General features: G+C 63.4%; 21 protein-coding genes. 5 read left to right on the top strand and 16 right to left on the bottom strand.

Translation table 11 applies throughout. The features are described from left to right. Positions 1 to 60 precede the first annotated feature (60 nt). From C2U70_RS09530 to C2U70_RS09520, 3 genes are all read right to left on the bottom strand, one after another. A complete protein-coding gene (locus tag C2U70_RS09530; RefSeq protein WP_140977743.1) occupies positions 61 to 1,275 on the bottom strand; it encodes an acyl-CoA dehydrogenase in 1,215 nt (404 codons plus the stop codon). Positions 1,276 to 1,393: 118 nt separating this feature from the next. Continuing rightward, on the bottom strand, positions 1,394 to 2,470 hold the full coding sequence (ribB, locus tag C2U70_RS09525; RefSeq protein WP_140977742.1) for a 3,4-dihydroxy-2-butanone-4-phosphate synthase: 1,077 nt from the start codon (positions 2,468 to 2,470) through the stop codon (positions 1,394 to 1,396). Positions 2,471 to 2,647: 177 nt separating this feature from the next. Then, positions 2,648 to 4,378 (bottom strand): cation:proton antiporter, encoded by a 1,731-nt coding sequence (locus C2U70_RS09520; RefSeq protein ID WP_140977741.1) that lies wholly within the window; start codon positions 4,376 to 4,378, stop codon positions 2,648 to 2,650. 109 nt (positions 4,379 to 4,487) lie between these two features. Here C2U70_RS09520 and C2U70_RS09515 point away from each other — a divergent pair, with 109 nt between their 5' ends. Both C2U70_RS09515 and C2U70_RS09510 read left to right on the top strand, forming a co-directional pair. Next, positions 4,488 to 4,961, top strand: coding sequence for a DUF3124 domain-containing protein (locus tag C2U70_RS09515; protein ID WP_433960669.1), 474 nt, complete (start codon positions 4,488 to 4,490; stop codon positions 4,959 to 4,961). 57 nt (positions 4,962 to 5,018) lie between these two features. Beyond that, entirely contained in the window at positions 5,019 to 6,251 is a 1,233-nt protein-coding gene (locus tag C2U70_RS09510) for a PLP-dependent aminotransferase family protein (protein ID WP_140977739.1), read from the top strand. A gap of 13 nt (positions 6,252 to 6,264) precedes the next feature. Here C2U70_RS09510 and hpaD read toward each other — a convergent pair whose 3' ends face one another. Then, complete coding sequence (hpaD, locus tag C2U70_RS09505) at positions 6,265 to 7,119, bottom strand: 3,4-dihydroxyphenylacetate 2,3-dioxygenase (RefSeq protein WP_140977738.1); 855 nt, start codon at positions 7,117 to 7,119, stop codon at positions 6,265 to 6,267. A 20-nt stretch (positions 7,120 to 7,139) separates the two neighbouring features. Continuing rightward, a complete protein-coding gene (locus C2U70_RS09500; protein ID WP_140977737.1) occupies positions 7,140 to 7,409 on the bottom strand; it encodes a helix-turn-helix domain-containing protein in 270 nt (89 codons plus the stop codon). A gap of 86 nt (positions 7,410 to 7,495) precedes the next feature. Between C2U70_RS09500 and C2U70_RS09495 the strand changes: the two genes are divergently transcribed. Then, on the top strand, positions 7,496 to 8,032 hold the full coding sequence (locus tag C2U70_RS09495) for a hypothetical protein (protein ID WP_349629566.1): 537 nt from the start codon (positions 7,496 to 7,498) through the stop codon (positions 8,030 to 8,032). A 123-nt stretch (positions 8,033 to 8,155) separates the two neighbouring features. Then, positions 8,156 to 8,389, top strand: a complete 234-nt coding sequence (locus tag C2U70_RS09490; RefSeq protein ID WP_140977736.1) for a hypothetical protein — start codon at positions 8,156 to 8,158, stop codon at positions 8,387 to 8,389. A 69-nt stretch (positions 8,390 to 8,458) separates the two neighbouring features. Here C2U70_RS09490 and C2U70_RS09485 read toward each other — a convergent pair whose 3' ends face one another. Continuing rightward, the gene (locus tag C2U70_RS09485; RefSeq protein WP_140977735.1) at positions 8,459 to 9,277 is read right to left on the bottom strand and encodes an aldo/keto reductase; all 819 of its coding nucleotides are present in this window, start codon (positions 9,275 to 9,277) and stop codon (positions 8,459 to 8,461) included. Between the two features lie 259 nt (positions 9,278 to 9,536). On the opposite strand from C2U70_RS09485, the gene C2U70_RS09480 reads away from it, so the two are divergent. Next, complete coding sequence (locus C2U70_RS09480) at positions 9,537 to 9,758, top strand: hypothetical protein (protein WP_140977734.1); 222 nt, start codon at positions 9,537 to 9,539, stop codon at positions 9,756 to 9,758. On the opposite strand, the gene C2U70_RS09475 is transcribed toward C2U70_RS09480, so the two are convergent. The 10 genes from C2U70_RS09475 to C2U70_RS09435 all read right to left on the bottom strand — a co-directional run bounded on the left by C2U70_RS09475 (position 9,755) and on the right by C2U70_RS09435 (position 19,564). After that, complete coding sequence (locus C2U70_RS09475; RefSeq protein WP_140977733.1) at positions 9,755 to 11,335, bottom strand: alkaline phosphatase D family protein; 1,581 nt, start codon at positions 11,333 to 11,335, stop codon at positions 9,755 to 9,757. The genes C2U70_RS09480 and C2U70_RS09475 overlap by 4 nt on opposite strands. Before the next feature lie 111 nt (positions 11,336 to 11,446). Then, positions 11,447 to 11,863 (bottom strand): hypothetical protein, encoded by a 417-nt coding sequence (locus tag C2U70_RS09470; RefSeq protein ID WP_140977732.1) that lies wholly within the window; start codon positions 11,861 to 11,863, stop codon positions 11,447 to 11,449. Positions 11,864 to 11,986: 123 nt separating this feature from the next. Next, entirely contained in the window at positions 11,987 to 13,396 is a 1,410-nt protein-coding gene (locus C2U70_RS09465) for a M20/M25/M40 family metallo-hydrolase (RefSeq protein ID WP_140977731.1), read from the bottom strand. 19 nt (positions 13,397 to 13,415) lie between these two features. Further along, complete coding sequence (locus C2U70_RS09460) at positions 13,416 to 13,910, bottom strand: RidA family protein (RefSeq protein WP_140977730.1); 495 nt, start codon at positions 13,908 to 13,910, stop codon at positions 13,416 to 13,418. A 22-nt stretch (positions 13,911 to 13,932) separates the two neighbouring features. Then, a complete protein-coding gene (locus C2U70_RS09455; RefSeq protein ID WP_246666714.1) occupies positions 13,933 to 14,340 on the bottom strand; it encodes a c-type cytochrome in 408 nt (135 codons plus the stop codon). A 2-nt stretch (positions 14,341 to 14,342) separates the two neighbouring features. After that, the gene (locus tag C2U70_RS09450) at positions 14,343 to 15,938 is read right to left on the bottom strand and encodes an NAD(P)/FAD-dependent oxidoreductase (RefSeq protein ID WP_140977728.1); all 1,596 of its coding nucleotides are present in this window, start codon (positions 15,936 to 15,938) and stop codon (positions 14,343 to 14,345) included. 151 nt (positions 15,939 to 16,089) lie between these two features. Then, complete coding sequence (locus C2U70_RS09445) at positions 16,090 to 17,091, bottom strand: NAD(P)H-dependent flavin oxidoreductase (protein WP_140977727.1); 1,002 nt, start codon at positions 17,089 to 17,091, stop codon at positions 16,090 to 16,092. A 62-nt stretch (positions 17,092 to 17,153) separates the two neighbouring features. Then, a complete protein-coding gene (locus C2U70_RS09440) occupies positions 17,154 to 17,891 on the bottom strand; it encodes an SDR family oxidoreductase (protein ID WP_140977726.1) in 738 nt (245 codons plus the stop codon). A gap of 1,130 nt (positions 17,892 to 19,021) precedes the next feature. Next, positions 19,022 to 19,180, bottom strand: coding sequence for a hypothetical protein (locus tag C2U70_RS32925; protein ID WP_186294157.1), 159 nt, complete (start codon positions 19,178 to 19,180; stop codon positions 19,022 to 19,024). Between the two features lie 24 nt (positions 19,181 to 19,204). Next, positions 19,205 to 19,564 (bottom strand): PRC-barrel domain-containing protein, encoded by a 360-nt coding sequence (locus C2U70_RS09435; RefSeq protein WP_140977725.1) that lies wholly within the window; start codon positions 19,562 to 19,564, stop codon positions 19,205 to 19,207. Positions 19,565 to 19,598 lie beyond the last annotated feature (34 nt).

Here is a 19,598-nt window from a genome sequence, read left to right as displayed (position 1 = left end):
CAAGCCCGGCCATGACGCAATTGGAGAGTTCAGTCGCATCCCACGCCGAGGTGCGCCGGCTCAGAAGAACGCCTGAATGCCGGTGATGGCGCGGCCGAGGATCAGGGCGTGGACGTCGTGGGTGCCCTCGTAGGTGTTGACCGTCTCGAGGTTATGGACGTGGCGCATCACGTGATACTCGATCGAGATGCCGTTGCCGCCATGCATGTCGCGCGCGACGCGGGCGATGTCGAGGGCCTTGCCGCAATTGTTGCGCTTGACGATCGAGATCATCTCGGGCGCGAACTTGCCCTCGTCCATCAGGCGGCCGACACGCAACGAGGCCTGCAGGCCCAGCGCGATCTCGGTCTCCATGTCGGCGAGCTTCTTCTGCACGAGCTGGGTCGCGGCCAGCGGCTTGCCGAACTGCTTGCGGTCGAGCGTATACTGGCGGGCACGGTGCATGCAGTCCTCGGCAGCACCAAGCGCGCCCCAGGAGATGCCATAGCGGGCGCGGTTGAGGCAGCCGAACGGACCCTTGAGGCCGGAGACGTTGGGCAGCAGCGCGTCTTCGCCAACCACGACGCCGTCCATCACGACTTCGCCGGTGATGGAAGCACGGAGCGAGAGCTTGCCGCCGATCTTCGGCGCCGACAGGCCCTTCATGCCCTTCTCGAGGACGAAGCCGCGGATCTGGTTGTCATGCGCGGCCGATTTGGCCCAGACCACGAACACGTCGGCGATCGGCGCGTTCGAGATCCACATCTTGCTGCCGGTGAGGCGATAACCGTCCGACACCTTCTCGGCGCGGGTCTTCATCCCGGCCGGATCGGAGCCGGCATCCGGCTCGGTCAGGCCGAAGCAGCCGACCCATTCGCCGCTCGCGAGCTTCGGCAGGTACTTCTTGCGCTGGTTCTCATCGCCATAGGCGTAGATCGGATACATCACCAGCGAGGACTGCACCGAATTCATCGAGCGATAGCCCGAGTCCACCCGCTCGATCTCACGCGCGACGAGGCCATAGGCGACATAGCTCGCATTGGCGCAGCCATACTCTTCGGGCAGCGTGATGCCGATCAGGCCGAGCTCGCCCATCTCGTTGAAGATCTCGCGATCGGTCTTCTCTTCGAGATAGGCCTTGGTGACGCGCGGCAGGAGCTTGTCCTGGGCATAGGCGCGCGCAGTGTCGCGCACCATGCGCTCGTCTTCGGTGAGCTGCTCATCGAGCAGGAACGGATCGTCCCACTGGAAAGAAGCCGCAGCCGGCTTGTCCTTGGCCTGAGGGCGCACGCTCATGAAACGTCCTTTCGTCTGGTTCCGTCGAAAAATTGGCCGACAAGGTAGAGCGCCGCGGCGCCAAGTGCAATTGCGTCCTGGGTTCGGTCATCCCGGGATACGTCGTGTCGGTGGCGTTCTAGGTGTCGAGTTGCTCGTTCGAGACGATCTCGATGCCGAAACCCGACAGGCCCTTGTAGTCGTGCGTCGACGAGGTGAGATGGCGGATCGATGTGACGCCGAGATCGCGCAGGATCTGCGCGCCGACGCCGATCTCGCGCCACTGCCGGTTGCGATCGGCCTCCGCCGACGACTCGTTCGGCAACGGCTCGACCGGCACGCCAGCGGCGCCGTCGCGCAAGTAGATCAGGACGCCGCGGCCTTCCTTCTTGAACTGCTCGAGCACGGCCTGAATGCGCTTCGGACCGGTAAAGATCTCCTTGACGATGTTCGGCTTGTGGAAGCGCGTCAGCACCTTCTTGCCGTCGCCGACCCCGTTATAGACGAAAGCGACATGGGCGATGGAATCGAAGGGCGAGCGGTAGGCATAGCCCTGCAGCGGCCCGATCGGGCTTTCGGTGACGAAGGTCGAGACCCGCTCGATCAGCTTCTCGCGCGCCTGGCGATAGGCGATCATGTCCGCAATCGTGACGTGCTTGAGCTTGTGCTGCGCGGCGAAGCGGGCGACCTGTTCGCCCTTCATCACGCTGCCGTCGTCGTTCATCAACTCGCTGATCACGCCCACCGGCGGCAGGCCGGAAAGCTTGCAGAGGTCGACCGCGGCCTCGGTATGGCCGGAGCGCAGCAGCACGCCGCCGTCCTTGGCGATCAGGGGAAAGATGTGGCCGGGACGGGCAAAATCGTTGGCGCCGACATTGGGATTGGCGAGCGCGCGGCAGCATGAGGCACGCTCCTCAGCCGAGATGCCGGTGCCGCCATCGGGCTTGTAGTCGATCGAGACCGTGAAGGCCGTGGTGTGAGCGGAATCGTTATGGGCGACCATCGGGTCGAGCCGCAGCCGCCGCGCGTCCTCGGTGGTGATCGGCGCGCAGACGATGCCGGAGGTGTGGCGGATGATGAAGGCCATCTTCTCGGCGGTACAGAGTGAGGCCGCAACGATAAGATCGCCCTCGCCTTCCCGATCCTCATCGTCGGTCACGACGACGAGCTCGCCCTTGGCAAAGGCCTGCAAAACTTCCTGAACGGTATCGGGCATTTCCCAGTCTCTGGCTGTTATGGGCCGGAGGCTTAGCCGGACTTAAGCCCCGGCGCTAGTGTTCTGGACGCAACCGCTCATGCCGGCGACCGGCCGCGGGATTCGTTTTACGGCTTGCACCGATCATACCAGCCATATAGGCGCGGCCCGGCGGCGCGAAAGATGCCGGGGGCGCCCCTACGGCAGCACTTCCCGGCGCTCGCTGAGCCGCAAATCCAGCTCCGCCCGCTTGTCCTCCAGGAGGCCCGCCTGGGCCGCCTCCAGCACCGTGAACAGCTCGTGCGCGTCGCTGAGCCGGGTGACGGTGACGTAGCTCGCGCCAGCCGCATAGAGCTCGCCGACGTCGGACAGCAGGTCGGCGGTGGCGACGATCAGCGCATCCGGATTCAGAGTGCGGACGTGGCGGACCAGCTTTTCGTTGGTGGCGCCCTTCAATAGCGAATCCGGCACGCTCAAAATGATCATCTCGGACTTTGCGACGCCAGCATGGACCAGCGTGTCGACATTGCTGATGTCGCCATAGACGACGTGCAGGCCCCGCGCCAGCAAGGTCTGGTACACATCGGGATTGAAGTCGATCACCGTGATCTGCTCCAGCAGCAGCGGGTTCTGCCGCTCGATCTCGGCGAGCAGCGCGCTCGCCGCGCGGAAAAAGCCGAGGATGACGATGCGGCGGGCTTCGCCATGGCCGCCTTCGTGCCCCTCCTCGCCATGCGCGTGGCTGTCGTCGAGATCGCGCAAGCCGATCCGCTTCAACGGACCGATCGCCCAGCGCGTGATCTCGTCGCTGCGCGACATCGCGAAGGTCGAGAGCACGGCCAGCACCACGAAGGCGAAGGAGGCCGCATTCGCCGTCTGCGTCGAGATGTGGTTGTCGGTGACGCCGGTCTGGATCACGACCAGCGAGAACTCGCTGATCTGCGCCAGATTGATCGCCGGCAAAAGGCTTGCGCGCAGGCCCTGCTTCATCAGATAGAGCGGCACGAATGTCGTGACCACGCGGCTGACCACCGTGAAGGCCGCAATCATCAGGGCAAGCCCGATCACGGACATGTTCGGCACCGGGATGGTCATGCCGAGCGTCACGAAAAACAGAGTGATGAAGAAGTCCCGCAGCGTCGTCACCTTTGCGGTGACATCGAGCGCGTAGGGGAAGGTCGAGAGCGAGACACCGGCGATCAGCGCGCCCATCTCACGCGACAAATGCAGCCGCTCGGCGGTCTCGGCGACCAGAAAGCACCAGGCGAGCGCGCCGAGCAGGATCAGCTCTGGGCGGCGGGCGATCTGGTGGAACAGGCGCGGCAGCACGTAGCGGCTGACCAGGAAGGCGGCCGCGACCAACACCGCAACACGGACGATCGAAAGCAGGATGACCGTCACCTGCAGGTCGGCAAGGCTCGGCTGCACCGCGAGGAACAGGATGGCAAAGATGTCCTGGAGCACGAGGACGCCGAGCGTGATACGGCCGGGCAGCGTGTCGAGCTCACGCTTCTCATAGAGGACCTTGACGATGATGACGGTACTGGACAGCGCACAGGCGACACAGAGATAGACTGCATCGAAACGGCCGCCGCCGAGCGACAGGCCGATGCCGACGAAGAACAGGATGCCCAGCAAGCAGCCGCCGATGAGCTGCCCGCCGGCCGCGAACAGGATCACCCGCCCGGCCCTTACGATCTTCTTCAGGTCGATCTCGAGCCCGATCATGAACAGCATGAAGATCAGGCCGAGCTCGGAAATGACCGTGATCGATTCCTGCGACTTGACCCAGCCGGCACCGAATGGACCTATGCAAAAGCCGGCGATAAGGTAGGCCAGGATCAGCGGTTGGCGGGAAAAGTGGGCCAAAAGCCCCAGCATCCAGGCAAACAGGATACAAAGAGTGATATCGCGAATGAGCTCGTGCATGTCCAATCAGTCCGTTTTGTCGCACCCTAGAGGTGGACCCCGGGGCTGCAAGCCAGCAATTCGTCACATGCAAATCGTGCTCGCGATGATAGCCAGCCTCGCATGGACAATGCCGGCCATCGCACAATCCAAGGTCAATATCGAACAAAGTTTTGCCGATTCGCTCACGGCGATGCCGAAGGAGGCGTTGAGCGTTTCGGGCGGCTTCTACGTGCCGGCCTATTCCAGCGTCGCGATGAGCCAGGGCCGGCTGCGTGTCGATTTCTCGGTGACGCTGAGCGTGCACAACGCCTCGGAGACGCAGCCGCTGATCGTCAAGCGGATCGCCTATTTCGACACGTCCGGCAAAATGGTCGAGAGCTATCTGAAGGCTCCGGTCGCCTTGAAGCCGTTGGCGACCGTCTCCGTCTTCATCCCGACCGACGACGTCCGCGGCGGAACCGGCGCCAATTTCATCGTCGACTGGGCGGCAACAAGCGAGATCTCCGAGCCTGTGGTCGAAGCCTTGATGGTTGGCGGCGTCGCCAATGCGCATTACGCTTTCGTCAGCCAGGGACGTCCGACCCGGACGGCCGGCAAGTAACCAGGTCGGCCGGTGCAACGCCGGTTGGCTCAACGATAACAAACCGAGGAAACATCCATGTCGTCCAGCTTCGATTTCGCGCCCCTGTTCCCGCCGGGGCTGCCGGCTCCCTCTGCGCGCTGGACGGGGCTCGCCAAATACAGCTTTGTCGGCGGCAATAACGATTCCGAGCGGGTGCCGGTGGACGATCTGATCACGGCGGTCGACAGCGTCCTGCGGCGCGAGGGCCGCAACCTCGCCACCTACGGCCTGGCGCACGGCCCGCAAGGCTACCTGCCCTTGCGCGAATTCCTGACCACCAAGCTGAAACGGGATGCCGGCATCGCCTGCACGGTCGACGATCTCATGATCGTTTCCGGCTCGCTCCAGGCGCTCGACCTCGTCAACCACACGCTGCTCGCGCGCGGCGACACCGTCATCGTCGAGCAGGAGACCTATCAGGGCGCGCTCAACCGCCTGACGCGGCTCGGCGTCAACACCGTCGGCGTCCCCCTCGATGATAACGGCATGCGGATGGACGCTTTGGCCGCGACGCTCGCGAACCTGAAGAGCCGCGGCATCAAGCCAAAATACATCTATACCATCCCGACGGTGCAGAACCCGACGGGCTCGATCATGCCGGAGAGCCGCCGCGCCGAGTTGCTGAAACTCTCCGCCGAATACGGCGTGCCGATCTTCGAGGACGATTGCTACGCCGACCTCGTGTGGTCGGGCGAGCGGCCGCCGGCCATCTACGCGATGGCCCCGAACGGCGGCGTCATCCATATCGGCTCGTTCTCGAAATCGATCGCGCCGGCGCTGCGCGTCGGCTTCATCGTCGCGCCCTGGGATGTGATGTCACGCATGCTGGCGCTGAAGACCGACGCCGGCTCAGGCGCGCTGGAGCAGATGGTGCTCGCCGAGTATTGCAAGCTGCACTTTGCGACCCACGTGCCGGCGCTGACCAAGGGATTGCGCACAAAACTCGATACGCTGATGGAGGCGCTGAACGAGCAGTTCGGCACAGCGGCCGAATTCGAGGAGCCCAAAGGCGGCATCTTCCTCTGGGTCAAGCTGCCCGACAATGTCGATACGCTCAGGCTTTATCAGGCCGCGCTCGCTGCGGGCGTCTCGATCAATCCGGGCCCGGAATGGTCGACCAACAAGGGCCATTCCGGCTCGCGCCTACGTCTGTGCTTTGCCAGCCCCACGCATCAGCAGATCCGCGACGGTGTCGCCGTGCTCGCCGAAGTTTGCCGCAAGGAGTTTGGCGTGCCGGCGCGAAGCGCCAATGTGGAGAAGCGGGCCTGAACCCCAAGGCGTTTCACGCCTCGACGTGAAACTCCACGTTCACCTGACCGCTGCCGGACGACGGAAAATAGTCGCAGAGCTGTTCGGCGGCGCCGCGATAGTCGTACCAGCCGAGCGCTGCGAACAGCATGATGGTGTCGGCCATGCCGCCCTCGCCGTTGCACTTGACGGCGTAGTCCGGAAGCATATCGAGGAATTCGCGGTAGCGGCGGCTTTGCCAGAGCTCGAGCACGCGCAGATCGACCTGGCGGTTGAACTCGCTCGCCACGCTGGTCCAGGCCTCGGGGCCAAGCTTCTTGTTCGGCCACAGCCGGTGCGACAGCGAGCCGGACGCCAGGATCGCCACCCGTTCGCCTGAGGCCTCGATCGCACGGCGGGTCGCCTCGCCCAGGATCCGGCTCTCCTCCAGCGAGGTAAAGAGCGGCGAAGCGACCGAGACCACCTTCGCCCAGCCGTCGGCATTCATGTAGTGCATCGGCACGATGGTGCCGTATTCCAGCCCAAGGCTTTGGACCTGATGCGCGATGACGTTGAGGCCGGCATCCGCCGCCCTGCCCGCGATCGCATGGGCCAACGCGGCATCACCCGGCAGGTCGTAACGCAAATCCTGGATCATCTGCGGCGCCTCGTGGCTCGTGAACGAGCCGCGATGCCGCGCATTGGCGTTGATGTGGTAGCCGAAATTGGAGAGCCAGTGGGTGTCGAACACCACGAAGGTGGTGACACCGCGCTCCTTCGCCCGCCGGCCGAGCTCGCGCAGCGAACCGACCGCCTGTTCGCGCGCGGCGCGCAACGGGCTGCCCGGCGCCTCCGATAGCATCAGCGACGGCACATGCGTGACCTTGGCCGCAAGCGCGAGCTGTCCCAACGCGGCCTCCCCGAACGTTGTCAGGCGGCCTGCGGCTGACTGCGGTGGATCGCCGAGGCGAGGCGCAACAACAGCACGACCGAGACGTTACCCTTGCCGCCCTCGATCTGCGCGATATAGCGCTCAGAGATTCCGGACCGTCGGGCAAGCTCCCGGCGCGACAGGTCGCAGCGCATGCGCGACGAGCGCACCCGCTCGCCGAGCTCGGCCAAGAAAACTGTCTCGGAGTAAGGCGGAACGCTTGCGCCAGGCAGCGCTTCGCCCGCGAAATCGACGACTTCATCCAGCATTGATCTATCCACGATCGGCCTCCCGAACCCAACACTATGGACAGGTTTCGGGCCGCCTCATTGACGCGGATCAAATAGCGGAACGTTTGGCTGCCCAGGTGGACGGCCGGGACGATGATGATAGACTTAAGTCTCGTTTTGGGGCGGGGCTTCCGGAAAACATGACTTTCTGCTTGGGCCGCTTGGCGACGGCTGCGCTTCTTTGGGCCGCACTGACGGCCGCCACCAACGCCGAGGCGTTGTCGGCGACGGTGATCAAATGGGGCCTGCTCGGCTCCTGGGCGATCGACTGCTCGCTACGGCCCGACCATGACAAGGGGGCGTTGCTGACCTACGAGATCAAGCCCGATGGTCGCGTGATGTACCGGCGCAACTTCGGCGACGCCAGGGACGAGAACGAGGTGGTGGCAGCATCGACCGATGCCGATGGCATGCTCAACATCATGGTGTTCTTCCCGTCGCTGCATCAGACGCGCGAATTCGGATTGAAGCTTCTGAAGGACGGCACTCTGCGTGCGATTTACAACCGCAATCAGCGCGGCGACTACTCGATCAAGGACGGCAAATTCGTGCGAACTGGACAACCGACGCCTGCGCAGAGCCGCTGCGGCAACAGCACGTGACGGCTCACAAGTATCTCATGCAAACTCCTAACTGAATATCTGTTCAGAATTCTCCTGCAGTTCCTCCGGAACGTTCGCGCGCATGCGCGGTTCTCAATTGCATTCTGTTGGAGGAGGACAATCATGAAGAAACTTGGTTATGTCGTCGCCGCCCTCGGCGCGCTCGCGATCGTTGCCCCGTCGATGGCGAACGCCGAGACGGTGGTGATCAAGAAGGGCTATCATCACCATCACGGCCCGTACGGCGCGCGCGCCGAATTCCGCGAGCATCGTGACAATGGCTGGCATCGCGGCTGGCGCAACCATCACGACAGGGTCGTCGTGATCAAGCGCGGCGGTCACCGTCACTGGGATTAATACGTCCTGAATGGAAATGGCCCCTCGCGGGGCCATTTCTTTGCATGCATCGCCACGTCGCAAGGACGATCAATCCCAATCCGGCGCAAAGCCTGGATTGACGCAACGCTTGTCCTTGGGCAGTGCCGCGATTGTCTTGCGGTCGGCATCATCCAGCGTGATCTTCAACGCATCGAGGTTGGCTTGCTGGCTCTCGCGCCGCGACGCCTTCGGGATCGCCGCGACGCCCTGCTGGTCGAGCAGCCACTTCAGCGCCACCTGCGCGGCCGTCGCATCATGCTTCTTGCCGATCTCGGCAAGAACCGGATCGGTGGCGACGCGGCCCTGCGCCAGCGGACAATAGGCGACCAGCGGGATCGACTTGGCCGCGAGATAGGTCAGCACCTTCGATTGGTCGAGCATCGCGTGATATTCGATCTGGTTACAGGCGATCGGCGCGCCGATATCCTCGACTGCGATCTTGAGCAGGGCTGTCGTGAAATTGGCGACGCCGATGGCACGGACGCGCTTCTCCTCCTTCAGCTTCATCAACGTCTCGAACACAGCGCCCCAATTCGCGCCGCGCGACGGCCAGTGCACGAGATAGAGATCGATCTGATCGAGGCGGAGCTTCTTCAGGCTGGCATCAAAGGCGCGGCGGATCGCATCCGGCGAAAGGTTGTCGTGCCAGACTTTTGTGGTGACATGCAGCTCGCTCCGCGGCACGCGTGCGGTGGCAATGGCGGCGCCGATCGGCTCCTCATTGCCGTACATCTCGGCGGTGTCGATATGGCGATAGCCGAGCGCGAGCGCGCTCTCGACCGCGGCACGGCAGGCATCGCCCTGCATACGGAAGGTGCCGAGGCCGAGCTTGGGCATGCTGATGCCCTGCGTTTTCAGATGATCCATAAGGTGGCTCCTGACGAATTCCAGCCCGCCGGATACGCAAGCGGCGACGCCGCTTGGGCAGATTTTTTCGATGATGGAAAGGAGTGGCGGGGACTGCGAGTATAGCGGCCCGCCCCGGACAAGGCCAATCAAGATCAGGTTAGCGCAGATAGCCTGCGGGCATCGCCGTGACAGCCAAACGGCATTTCAAGTGTCTGCCCTCTCCTGTCAGCATCCAACCATCGCGGCCATTCCGGCTGCACGCGACAAGGAGACGATCATGAAGACGATTTTGACAATTGCTGTCCTGGCAGCCGTTGTTGCCGGCGCCACCCCGGCGCAGGCCGATGGATTTGCCTATACAGGGTCACCCAAGCAGGGCGAATTCTACGTCCGGCAAAACACCATGCCGCAGGTGCCGGCATGGATGAATGCACGTGCGGAAGCGCCGCAGCCCGTCGCCCGGCCGGTGCGCGGCGGCATCGGCCTGCGCACGCCCTAGGAATGCTGCGCGACGAGAGCCGGTCGCGCCAGCGGCTGCGGCTGCGGCAGGATATCGACGGACCAGAGGTCTCTATTGTCGACGTCCTTGAGCGTGACGGTCATGACTTCGCTGCGGCTGTCGATGTCGACCTTGCCGAAGAACTGGAGGCCGAAGCAGGGCGCGAGATTCTCGCCCTGCTCTGCGCTGCAGCCATTCTGGTACATCGCGACGGGGCCAAACGTGTTGTCGAGCTCGCCTGGTCCCCAGGTGCCTGCATGCAGGGGACCCGAGACGAACTCCCAGAACGGCTCGAAATCGCTGAACACTGCGCGGTTGGGATCGTAATAATGCGCGGCTGTGTAGTGCATGTCGGCGGTGAGCCAGACGATGTTGCGCACGCCGGCGCGCTTGATGAAGGACAGGAGGTCCGCGATCTCGTGCTCGCGCCGGTCGGGCGGGCCGTCGCCGAGCGCGACCGCGTCCAGGCTGATGAGGCCGATCGGCAGATCGGCCGCGATCACCTTCCAGGTCGCGCGCGAGGCAGCGAGCTCACGCTTCAGCCAGGCCAGTTGTTCGCGACCCAGGATCCAACCGTCGCGATCCACGCCCTTGTTCCAGGTGGAATCGCGATAGCTGCGCATGTCGATCATGAAAACGTCGAGCAGCGGTCCATAGCCAATGCGGCGATAGATGCGTCCGCCCCGCGCGGACAGTTCGCGGATGGGCATGAATTCGAGGAAGGCGCGGCGGGCGCGGGCGACCAGGCTCGAGGTGCCATCCTCGTCATGGCCGGTCTCGTCGACGCTGCCATAAGGCGACCAGTCATTGGTCACCTCGTGATCGTCCCATTGCGCGAACATCGGCACCTCGGCGTGGAAGGCGCGAAAGTTTTCGTCGAGGTGATTGTATTTGTAGTTGCCGCGGAATTGCACCAGCGTGTGCGCGACCTTGGATTTTTCCTCGGTCACGAGATTGCGCCAGACATCGCCGCCGGGCAGTTTTTGCTCGGAGGGAATGGTGCAGTCGGCATAGATGTGATCGCCGGAGTGGATGAAGAAGTCCGGACGGTTCTTCAGCATGGTGCGGTAGGAACTATATCCGCCGCGCGACGTGTCGATGCCCCACCCCTGCCCGGCGGTGTCGCCGGACCACAGGAAGGAGATGGATTGCCCGGCCTCTGGCGCGGTGCGGAAATGTCCGATGCGTCCTTCGCCGGCGAGGCCGGTGGCGGGGTCGTCGAAGTGCACGCGGTAGAAGATGTCCTGGCCGGACGGCAGTCCCTGCAGCAGCACCTTTGAGGTGAAGTCGGCGTCGGGGACCGCGTCGGCGGAGGCCGTGCCGAGAATCGTTCTGAAGCTTTCAACAGTCGAATACTCAACTCGCATCCGTGCAGGCCGGTCGGCGCGGGCCCAGACCACCGCCGATCCGTCGAAGACGTCGCCGGACTGGATGCCGCCGGCGATGAGCGGCCGGTCGGCGGCGCGGCTGAGATAGGGTTTTGCGAGTGTGCCGACGCCGGCGAGCGCGAGCGAGGACGTGGAGCGGACCAAAAACTGCCGTCGGGTCCATGCGCGCGAGGCGCGGAGCGTTGCCATTCAGGAGACCTTCGTCGAATCGCGACGGAAGATGCCTGCGCCGTTTGACTACCGGCTTACGGTTTCTTGACTCTGCGCCTACGGTTTTGCGACGGGTGGATGACGCTGATCTCAGCGCTTCCAGTTGCAGATGCCGCCGGTCCTGCACGGCCAGGTCTGGATGCGCGTATCCATGGCCTGCGCGTCCAGCGGATTGCCGTGACGATGCGCGAGCTTTGCGCGAGCGACACCACGGTGCTGCGTCTGAGCAACCTTTGCCGACGGCGCGCGAACGCGCTCAGTCGCGACCTGCTTCGGCATGTCACCGGTCACGGTACGTGCCTGCGCGTCGCTCTTCATGTCGCTCTTGGCCTCGACGGCCACCGGCGCGAACTCGGTCGGCGGGCCCAGGCGCTTCGGCGACAAGACCGCCTTGGACAGATCCATTCCGAGGAAGTCGCTGGGACGATAGTCGTCGGCCAAAGCTCCGCCACCCCATGCGAGCGCGAGGGCGGTGACCAGGCCGAAGGAAAAGCTTTTCAGGACCACAGACGCCTCCTGAAACCAATAAGGGGCAATTTACCCTTATTTAGGAGGCGGACCGCGGATTTCCAGCGGCCGATTGTCATCAGGGTTACCGGCCGCCGAAAACAAGCAGGGAATCAAGGCCTTTCAGGATCCACCGGCGAGCACCTTGACCAGCCGGTAGAGGTATTCCTGCCCGTTGTAGAAGGAGGCGACCGGAACCCGCTCGTCCCTGCCGTGAATGCGGCCTTCGCCGATGTCGATCGCCATGCCGGAATGGCCATAGGTCGGGATCCCCGCATTGCGCAGATAGGAACCGTCGGTTGCACCGGAGCTCATGACCGGCATCACGACGGCGCCGGGGAAAAATTCGCCCGATAGCTTTTCGATCGCGCCCATGATCTCTTCGTGCAGCTCCGACGGCGCGCTCAGCACTGGCGTATCGATCTGCGTCACCCTGATCTGGCCATCGGCCAGCACGCGCCTCAGTGTCGTCTCGACCTCCTCGACCGGCTCGCCCGGCATCATGCGGCAATTGACCTTGGCGATCGCCGACTGCGGCAGCGCGTTGATGGCATGACCAGCCTGCAACTGGGTTGCGACGCAGGTGGTGCGGAGCTGCGCGTTGAAGACCGGGTTGGCGGCGAGCCGCACGAACGACATCGCCGAGAGATCGGGCTTGTCAGACATCACGCTGCGCATGTCGGCCGCCGTCTGCTCATTCTCGAACTGCGCCGATTTCTCGAAATAGCCGCGCGTGGTGTCGTTGAGCCTGATCGGGAAATTGAATTTTGAGAGCCGCACGAGACCTTCGGCGAGCCTGTAGATCGGATTGTTCCCGCGCGGCACCGAGCTGTGGCCGCCGGTATCGGTGACCTCCAACTGGAAGCTGACCGGCACTTTTTCGCTGGTCTGCACGCTGTTGCGGATCGGCTTGTTGCCTTTCAGGCCGACGCCGCCACCTTCATTGAGCGCAAACTCGGCATCGATGAGATCCCTGTGGTTCTTGATCAGCCAATTGATGCCTAGACCATCGCGGTCGAAGATTTCCTCGTCCGTCTCGAGCGCCACGATGATGTCGCGATCAGGCTTGTAGCCTTCCTGCTTGTAGCGGATGAGTGCCGCGATGAAGGCGGTCGCCATATGCTTGTCGTCGGCAGTGCCGCGGCCGTAATAGTAGCCGTACTGCTCGGTCAGCTTGAACGGATCGACGCTCCAGTCCTCGCGCAGGGCCGGCACCACGTCGAGATGCGCGACCAGGAGGATCGGCTTGCGGGCGCCGCTGCCGCGCAGGCGCGCAACGAGATTGCCCTTGCGCGGCGCCGGTGAGAACACCTGCACGTCTGCCGCCGGAATGCCCGCTGCCTTCAGCCGCGCCGCCAATGCCTCGGCAGCCTTGGCGGTATCGCCAGTTGCGGTCGTCGTGTCTGTCTCAACGAGCTCCTTGTAGATGTCGTAGGAGAGTTGCTGTTGCGGCTTGAGCCCGGCGGCGGTGGCGAGGCTGCTGCTGAGGATCAGTGCAGCGACGGCGGCGGTGGCGTTGCGTGCAATCTTCATGCTGTATTCCCTTCGCCGCTTATTTGGCGTCCTTCACTGCGATCACCTCGATCTCGACCAGGAAACCGGGATTGGCGAGCGAAGCGACGCCGACCACGGAGCGGGCCGGCAGATTGGGCTGGCTGCCGCCGAAGAACTGGGTGTAGCCTTCCATGAAGGCCTTGAAGTCCATCGGCATCGCCGTGTTGTGCACCAGGAAGACCTGCATCTTCACGACGTCGCCCATGGTCAGACCAAGGCCGTCCAAAATGGTCTTGATGCGATTGAGCACGCCGACGGTCTGTGTCTTGGTGTCGCCATAGGCCTGCAGGCTCTGCGGATCGGCATCCTTGTTGGCGACCGGCGGCACCTGGCCGCTAACGTAATAGGTCGTCACATTGCCGGTGACCTGCACCGATTGCGCGATCGGAAAGGTCGAGTTCGGAATCGGATGCCGGATCACTTCGGCCTGCGCGATTCCCATCTGCATCGCTCCGAGCAGCCCGCCGATCGCGGCCATGGTTCTGAAGTTCATTCGTCGCCCCCTGTTATTGTTTCTAGCGGCGTGCATCCCTGACTTCGCCCGCCGTCACTATGTCCTGATAGTTGTTGTCAAAGTGCGTGCGCAGATAGTTCACGACCGCGGCGATCTGCGCATCCGTCATCATCTCGCCGAACGGCGGCATGGCCTTGCGCCCGTTGATGACGAGATAGACCGGGTATCCGCGCGCCTCCAGATTCCTGTCGGCGACGAGCGAGGGATAGGTGCCCGCCCCTGAAGCGCCGCTGCCGTCGGGCATGTGGCAGCCCTGACAAATATTGGCGAACAGCTCTTCGCCCGTGGTCTCGGCGAAATTGAAGCCGGAGGAGAAGATGTGCGTTTGCGGGCCGTCATGCGCGAGCGCCGTCGGCGACAGCAGCGCGAGCACCGCAATTGCAAGCCGGGAGAGCAACGCGCCTTCCACCATCACATCCTCACAACGCGATCGTGCAGCCGCGTGATCGCATCGAGCGCCGACAGGATGGCACCCTCCTGCCATGCGGGCAAGGCAGAGGCGTGTTCGCCGGCAAGCACGATGCGGCCGTCGATCTGGCAGAGATTCTTGTAGTGCGCATCGCGCGTCGCGTCGGTCCAGTCGCCGCTGCAGCCGAGCACGAACGGAACTCGGTGCCAGGCGACAGACACGCCGGTCTCGAACTCGGCCTTGTATTGCGGATGGATGGCGGCGCCGAACTCGACCGCGCGCGCGACACGCTCGGCGGGCGACATCGCCGTGAACTCATAGGCGTTCGGTCCCTCGAACAGATAGGCCCCGAGCAGCACGCCGCGCCCGGCGCGGTTATAACCATAGTTGGGATAGGCGATCTGGCGGATCGGCAAATCGGTGTAGCTGATGCCGCCATAGATCTGCTCGTCCTCCTCCCAGAACCGGCGCTTGAACTGCAGGCCGATCTTGACGGAGGCGGCATAGGGCACGGCATCAATCGCCGACTTCATGGCGGCGCTGACATCGACCGGCAACTGGCTCAGGATCGACAGCGGAATCGTGCAGACGCACCAGTCGGCCTGCACCTGCTGCACGGCGCCGGGCTTGCCTGCATCGACATAGCTGACGGTCACGCCGCGGTCGTCCTGCTTGATCTCGGTGACCTTTGCATTGAAGCGGATGAGATCGCCGACCTCTTTTGCAAACGCCTTGCCGATCATGTCCATGCCGCCGACCGGCTGGAACATCGTGGTCTGGAAATTGTAATGCGCGAAGCCGCGCAGATAACGCCAGAGCCGCGACTTCAGGATCTCCGACAGGCCGACCGGCTCGCTCGCCTCCGGCATCGCGGTCAAGCCGCCGCCGGGATCCCTTGCGTAGCCGCGAAACTCTGCCGAGATCAGATTGGCCTTGTAGCCATAGCCGTTGTCGAGTGCGCCCCAGGAGCGCAGCGCCTGCAACAGAATCTCCTGGTCTTCCCTGGAGACGGTCTCGTCGAGCTTGCCTTGTTGAGTCACCTTGGCGAGCAGCTCGGCGATCTGTCCCTGGAAGTCGGCCTTCACCGCGCGGATGCGCTGCGGCTTGCCGGCGAAGGCGCGGACCGAATGCAGATAGGCGGCGTGATTGAGCTGGTTGAACGGCTCGAGCGCAACGTTCAGCCGCTTGCAATAGTCCAGCAGCGCGCGGTGATGATGCGGAATGCGCCAGGGGCCGGGATTGATATAGAGCCCGTCCGCGAAGTCGCAGGTCTGCTTGAAGCCGCCGAGCTCGGTAAAACTGTCGCCGCCGCGCAGGGTCCAATTGCGGCCGCCGGCGCGACCATTGAATTCGAGGATCTGGACCTTGTAGCCCGCCTTGCGCAGTTCCAGCGCCGCGGTCATGCCCGCAAGGCCGGCGCCGAGCACGAGGACGCTTGCCCCCTTCGGATCGCCTTCGAGCCGGATCGGCCCCTGATAGGGCGACTCCGACGCGAAACCGAGGCTGGTCATCGCGTGATACATCGCAGCACTGCCGGCGACCGTGCCGATCAATGCAAGCAGATCTCGTCGCCTGATGGTCGGAAGTTCGCTTGGCATGGGAAGATGACTCGAAGCCCTCGCGATTAAGGAAACAGCAGGCGTCGGGGTCAGGCAAGACACGCGTTGTTGATCGCGGTTGCGCACAATGCAAAACGGGGACCGCATGTCACGCGATCCCCAGTTAAAGCGTCATACGTCGAATGCAGAATCAGGCGACCTTGCGTGCGGCCGGCTTGCCATCAAGGAAGCCCATCAGGCGGTTGCGGATGATATCGTCGGCCTGTTGCATGATGCGATCGATCAGCTCCTTGCAGGTGGGAATGTCGTGGATGAGACCCGCGACCATGCCGCAGCTCCAGGCGCCGGCATCCATCGCACCCTCGAGCATGATCTTTGGATAGACGCCCGCGACCTGGTCGTGGATGTCGTCGATCTTCAACTTGTCGCCCTTCGCGCGCTCGATCTCCAGCAAGCGATCGACATTGGCGTTCTTCAGCACGCGCTCGGTGTTGCGCAAGCTCCGCATGATCAGGCGGGTGTCGAGCTCGCTTGCGGCAACCAACGCATTCTTCACGTTCTGATGCACCGGCGCTTCCTTGGTGGCGATGAAGCGCGTGCCCATGTTCATGCCGGCCGCGCCCAGTGAGAGCGCTGCGACCAGGCTGCGGCCGTCGGCCATGCCGCCGGAGGCGACGAAGGGAATCTTCAATTCTTCCGCCGCGCGCGGCAGCAGGATCATGTTGGGAACGTCGTCCTCGCCGGGATGACCGCCGCATTCAAAGCCATCGACGCTGACGGCATCGCAGCCGATCCGCTCGGCTTTCAGCGAGTGACGTACCGAGGTGCATTTGTGGATCACCTTGATGCCGGCCGCCTTCAGCGCCGGCATATATTGTTCGGGGCTGCGGCCCGCGGTTTCCACGGCCTTGATGCCGCCCTCGACGATCGCGGCGATATATTCCGGGTAAGGCGGCGTGGCAAAAGTCGGCAGGAAGGTGAGGTTCACGCCAAAGGGCTTGTCGGTCATGTCGCGACAGCGCGCGATCTCCTTGGCGAGCAATTCCGGGGTGCGCTGCGTCAGCCCGGTGATGATGCCGAGCCCGCCGGCGTTGGAGACGGCGGCCGCAAGCTCGGCGAAGCCGACGAAATGCATGCCACCCTGGATGATCGGATGCTCGATGCCGAACAGTTCGGTGATCGCGGTCTTCACGTAATTTCCCTCCCGGATACGGATTGTATTGGGATCGAGTTAGCCACAGTTCCGCGCAGCGGTCACCATTTCTCTCCGAACGGGCGGATCTCCATTTCGAACGTCCAGGCGCTCTTCGGCTGCTGATAGAGCTGCCAATAGGCATCCGCTACCGCCGAGGGCGGCATCAACAGATCGGGATTGTCGAGCGCATTGGGCCCGAGTGCTTCCAGCCGGCGCTGCCGCACCCATTCGGTATCGACACCGGAATCGATGATGAGATGCGCGACATGGATGTTCTTTGGACCCAATTCACGCGCCATCGCCTGCGCAACGGCACGCAAGCCGAACTTGGCGCTGGCAAAGGCGGCAAAGCCGCTGCGGCCGCGCAAGGATGCAGTGGCGCCCGTGAAGAAGATGTTGCCGCGGCCACGCGGCAGCATCAGCCGTGCCGCTTCACGTCCGGCGAGGAAGCCGGAATAGCAGGCCATCTCCCACACCTTGCGAAACACGCGCTCGGTGGTGTCGAGGATCGGAAAGTTGACGTTGGCGCCGACATTGAAGATGCAGACGTCGAGCGGCGCGTGCTTGTCGGCGTCGTTGAGGAAGGAGATGATCTCCTCCTCCTTGCGCGCATCGAGCGAGCGCGCGTGGATTTCGCCGCCGGCGGCTTCGATCTCCTTGACGAGCGGCGCCAGCTTGTCGCCGTTACGGCGGCCGGCGAACACGGTAAAACCTTCGCCGGCGAATTTTTTGGCAATCTCGGAGCCGATGAAATCGCCGGCACCGATGATGGCGGCTGTCGCATGTCGCTTGGGCAAGGTCGCCTCCTGTGAGGGCCGCCGGAATCGCGGGCGGCTGGTGGTTGGCGCAGAACATAAAGTTCTAAAAAAGAACTGTCAAATTGTAGGCGGCTCGACTCCCCACGAAAGGTAGATATCCTATTATTTCAAGATAGTTCCTTTTCCAGACTGACTACCCGTCATCCTGAGGTGCGAGCCATGCGATGCAACGCTTCGCATGGGGAGCCTCGAAGGATGAACGGCTCCGATGCAGCCGGGCCGTCGCCCTTCGAGGCCTCCGCTTCGCTCCGGCACCTCAGGGTGACGGCGTGAGAGTGTAATTCGCGGAGGAATACAATTCATCGCAGCAGACGCGATTTCGCGATCTCGCGGCGCATTTCGCCCGAGCTTTGCTTCTCGTTCCACCCTCCCTTGAAACAGAGGGCGCTGGGAAGGCCGGGCGCCGGCTGGCACCCACGATCCGCACGCGAAAGAACGCACGCGGGGTGATCACAGGTGTTGGCCGAGATGCCCGGCCTTCCCTGCGCGGATGGTTTTAACTGCTTATGGCGCGCTCTCCCCGGGGAGCGGTGCACTATTGCCCCCGTCGTCTTGCAGATGGCTGATGCGCGCGCCCGGTCGGGCCGCTCCATAACTGCAAGCCTTGACGCCAGACTCCGGGCGCCAGGACCACACGCTTTTGCCGTCCGCGGGCGTCCCTCGCCGGACATTCGAAAGCTTGCGCGTGCTCGCTTCCGAAGCCGGCGATAAACGCTGTGACCGCGCCGTGTCGATCCCGCGGATCGCGATGGCTCACGGTTGCCCGCCCTGCCATCTGCGTCACGCGCCGGCGCTACCGCGTCCACCGCATCCCGGCCTACGGTTCGTGACGATCGCGAAACGTCCCTTTTGGCGGGCCGGGGTGATTTGCGTATAATCCGAAGATGCGATTTCGGTCAATCGGAATATTTGGTGGCTGCGCGATTGACCGATCCATGGCGTGATTTGCCCGTCGGGCAACGTAAACCCTCGTAGCCCGGATGGAGCGCAGCGTAATCCGGGGCAGTTCGATCCGCGGCGCGATTCCCGGGTCACGCTTTCGCTCCATCCGGGCTACGAGGCAAAATGGCCGGGCGCTTGCCCGGCCATTCGCATCGAAACCAGTCCGTTCAATGCGTCCTGGTCTTGTGCCACTTTTCGAGATCGAGCTTGGGGTCGTCGGACCGCTGCTCCTTCTCGGGATTGCCCTTCCACGGCTTTTCCGTTTGCGCATGCGATCCCCAGTCGTTCTCGTTGCGGGGATCGTCGGTCGGCTTCTCCTTGCTCATCGAAAACTCCTCAGATGTCGCGCCTCAGGCGAACGGCACGCCGTAATACGCGTTCACCGAACGAATCTTGGCGTCATCTCCCCAATTCCACTCCGCCTGCTGGGCGTAACGGGGCGCTCCTTCCAATTCCTTCTCGGTGATCCCGGTGACGTAGCCACCAAGGTTGGTGTCGTATTTCAGGGACTGCCAGGGCAGCGGATAGTGATCGTTGCCGAGTCCGAGGAACCCGCCAAAGCCGAGCACCGCGTAGGACACCCGGCCGCTCTTCTTGTCGATCATCACGCGTTCGATCGAGCCGATCTTGTTCCGGTCGGTGCCGTAGACCGAAGTTCCCTCGACCTTGTCGCTGCCGATCAGTGTGCCGGTTTCGCTCTCGTCCATCATCTCAAATCTCCCTCGCTTGCAATGGTCTGGGACC

This window comes from Bradyrhizobium guangdongense (genome assembly GCF_006483445.1).
GTDB classification, from domain to species: Bacteria; Pseudomonadota; Alphaproteobacteria; order Rhizobiales; family Xanthobacteraceae; genus Bradyrhizobium; species Bradyrhizobium guangdongense_A.
Note: the sequence above shows the minus strand (reverse complement) of the source record. Positions and strands in the feature narration are given on the sequence as shown.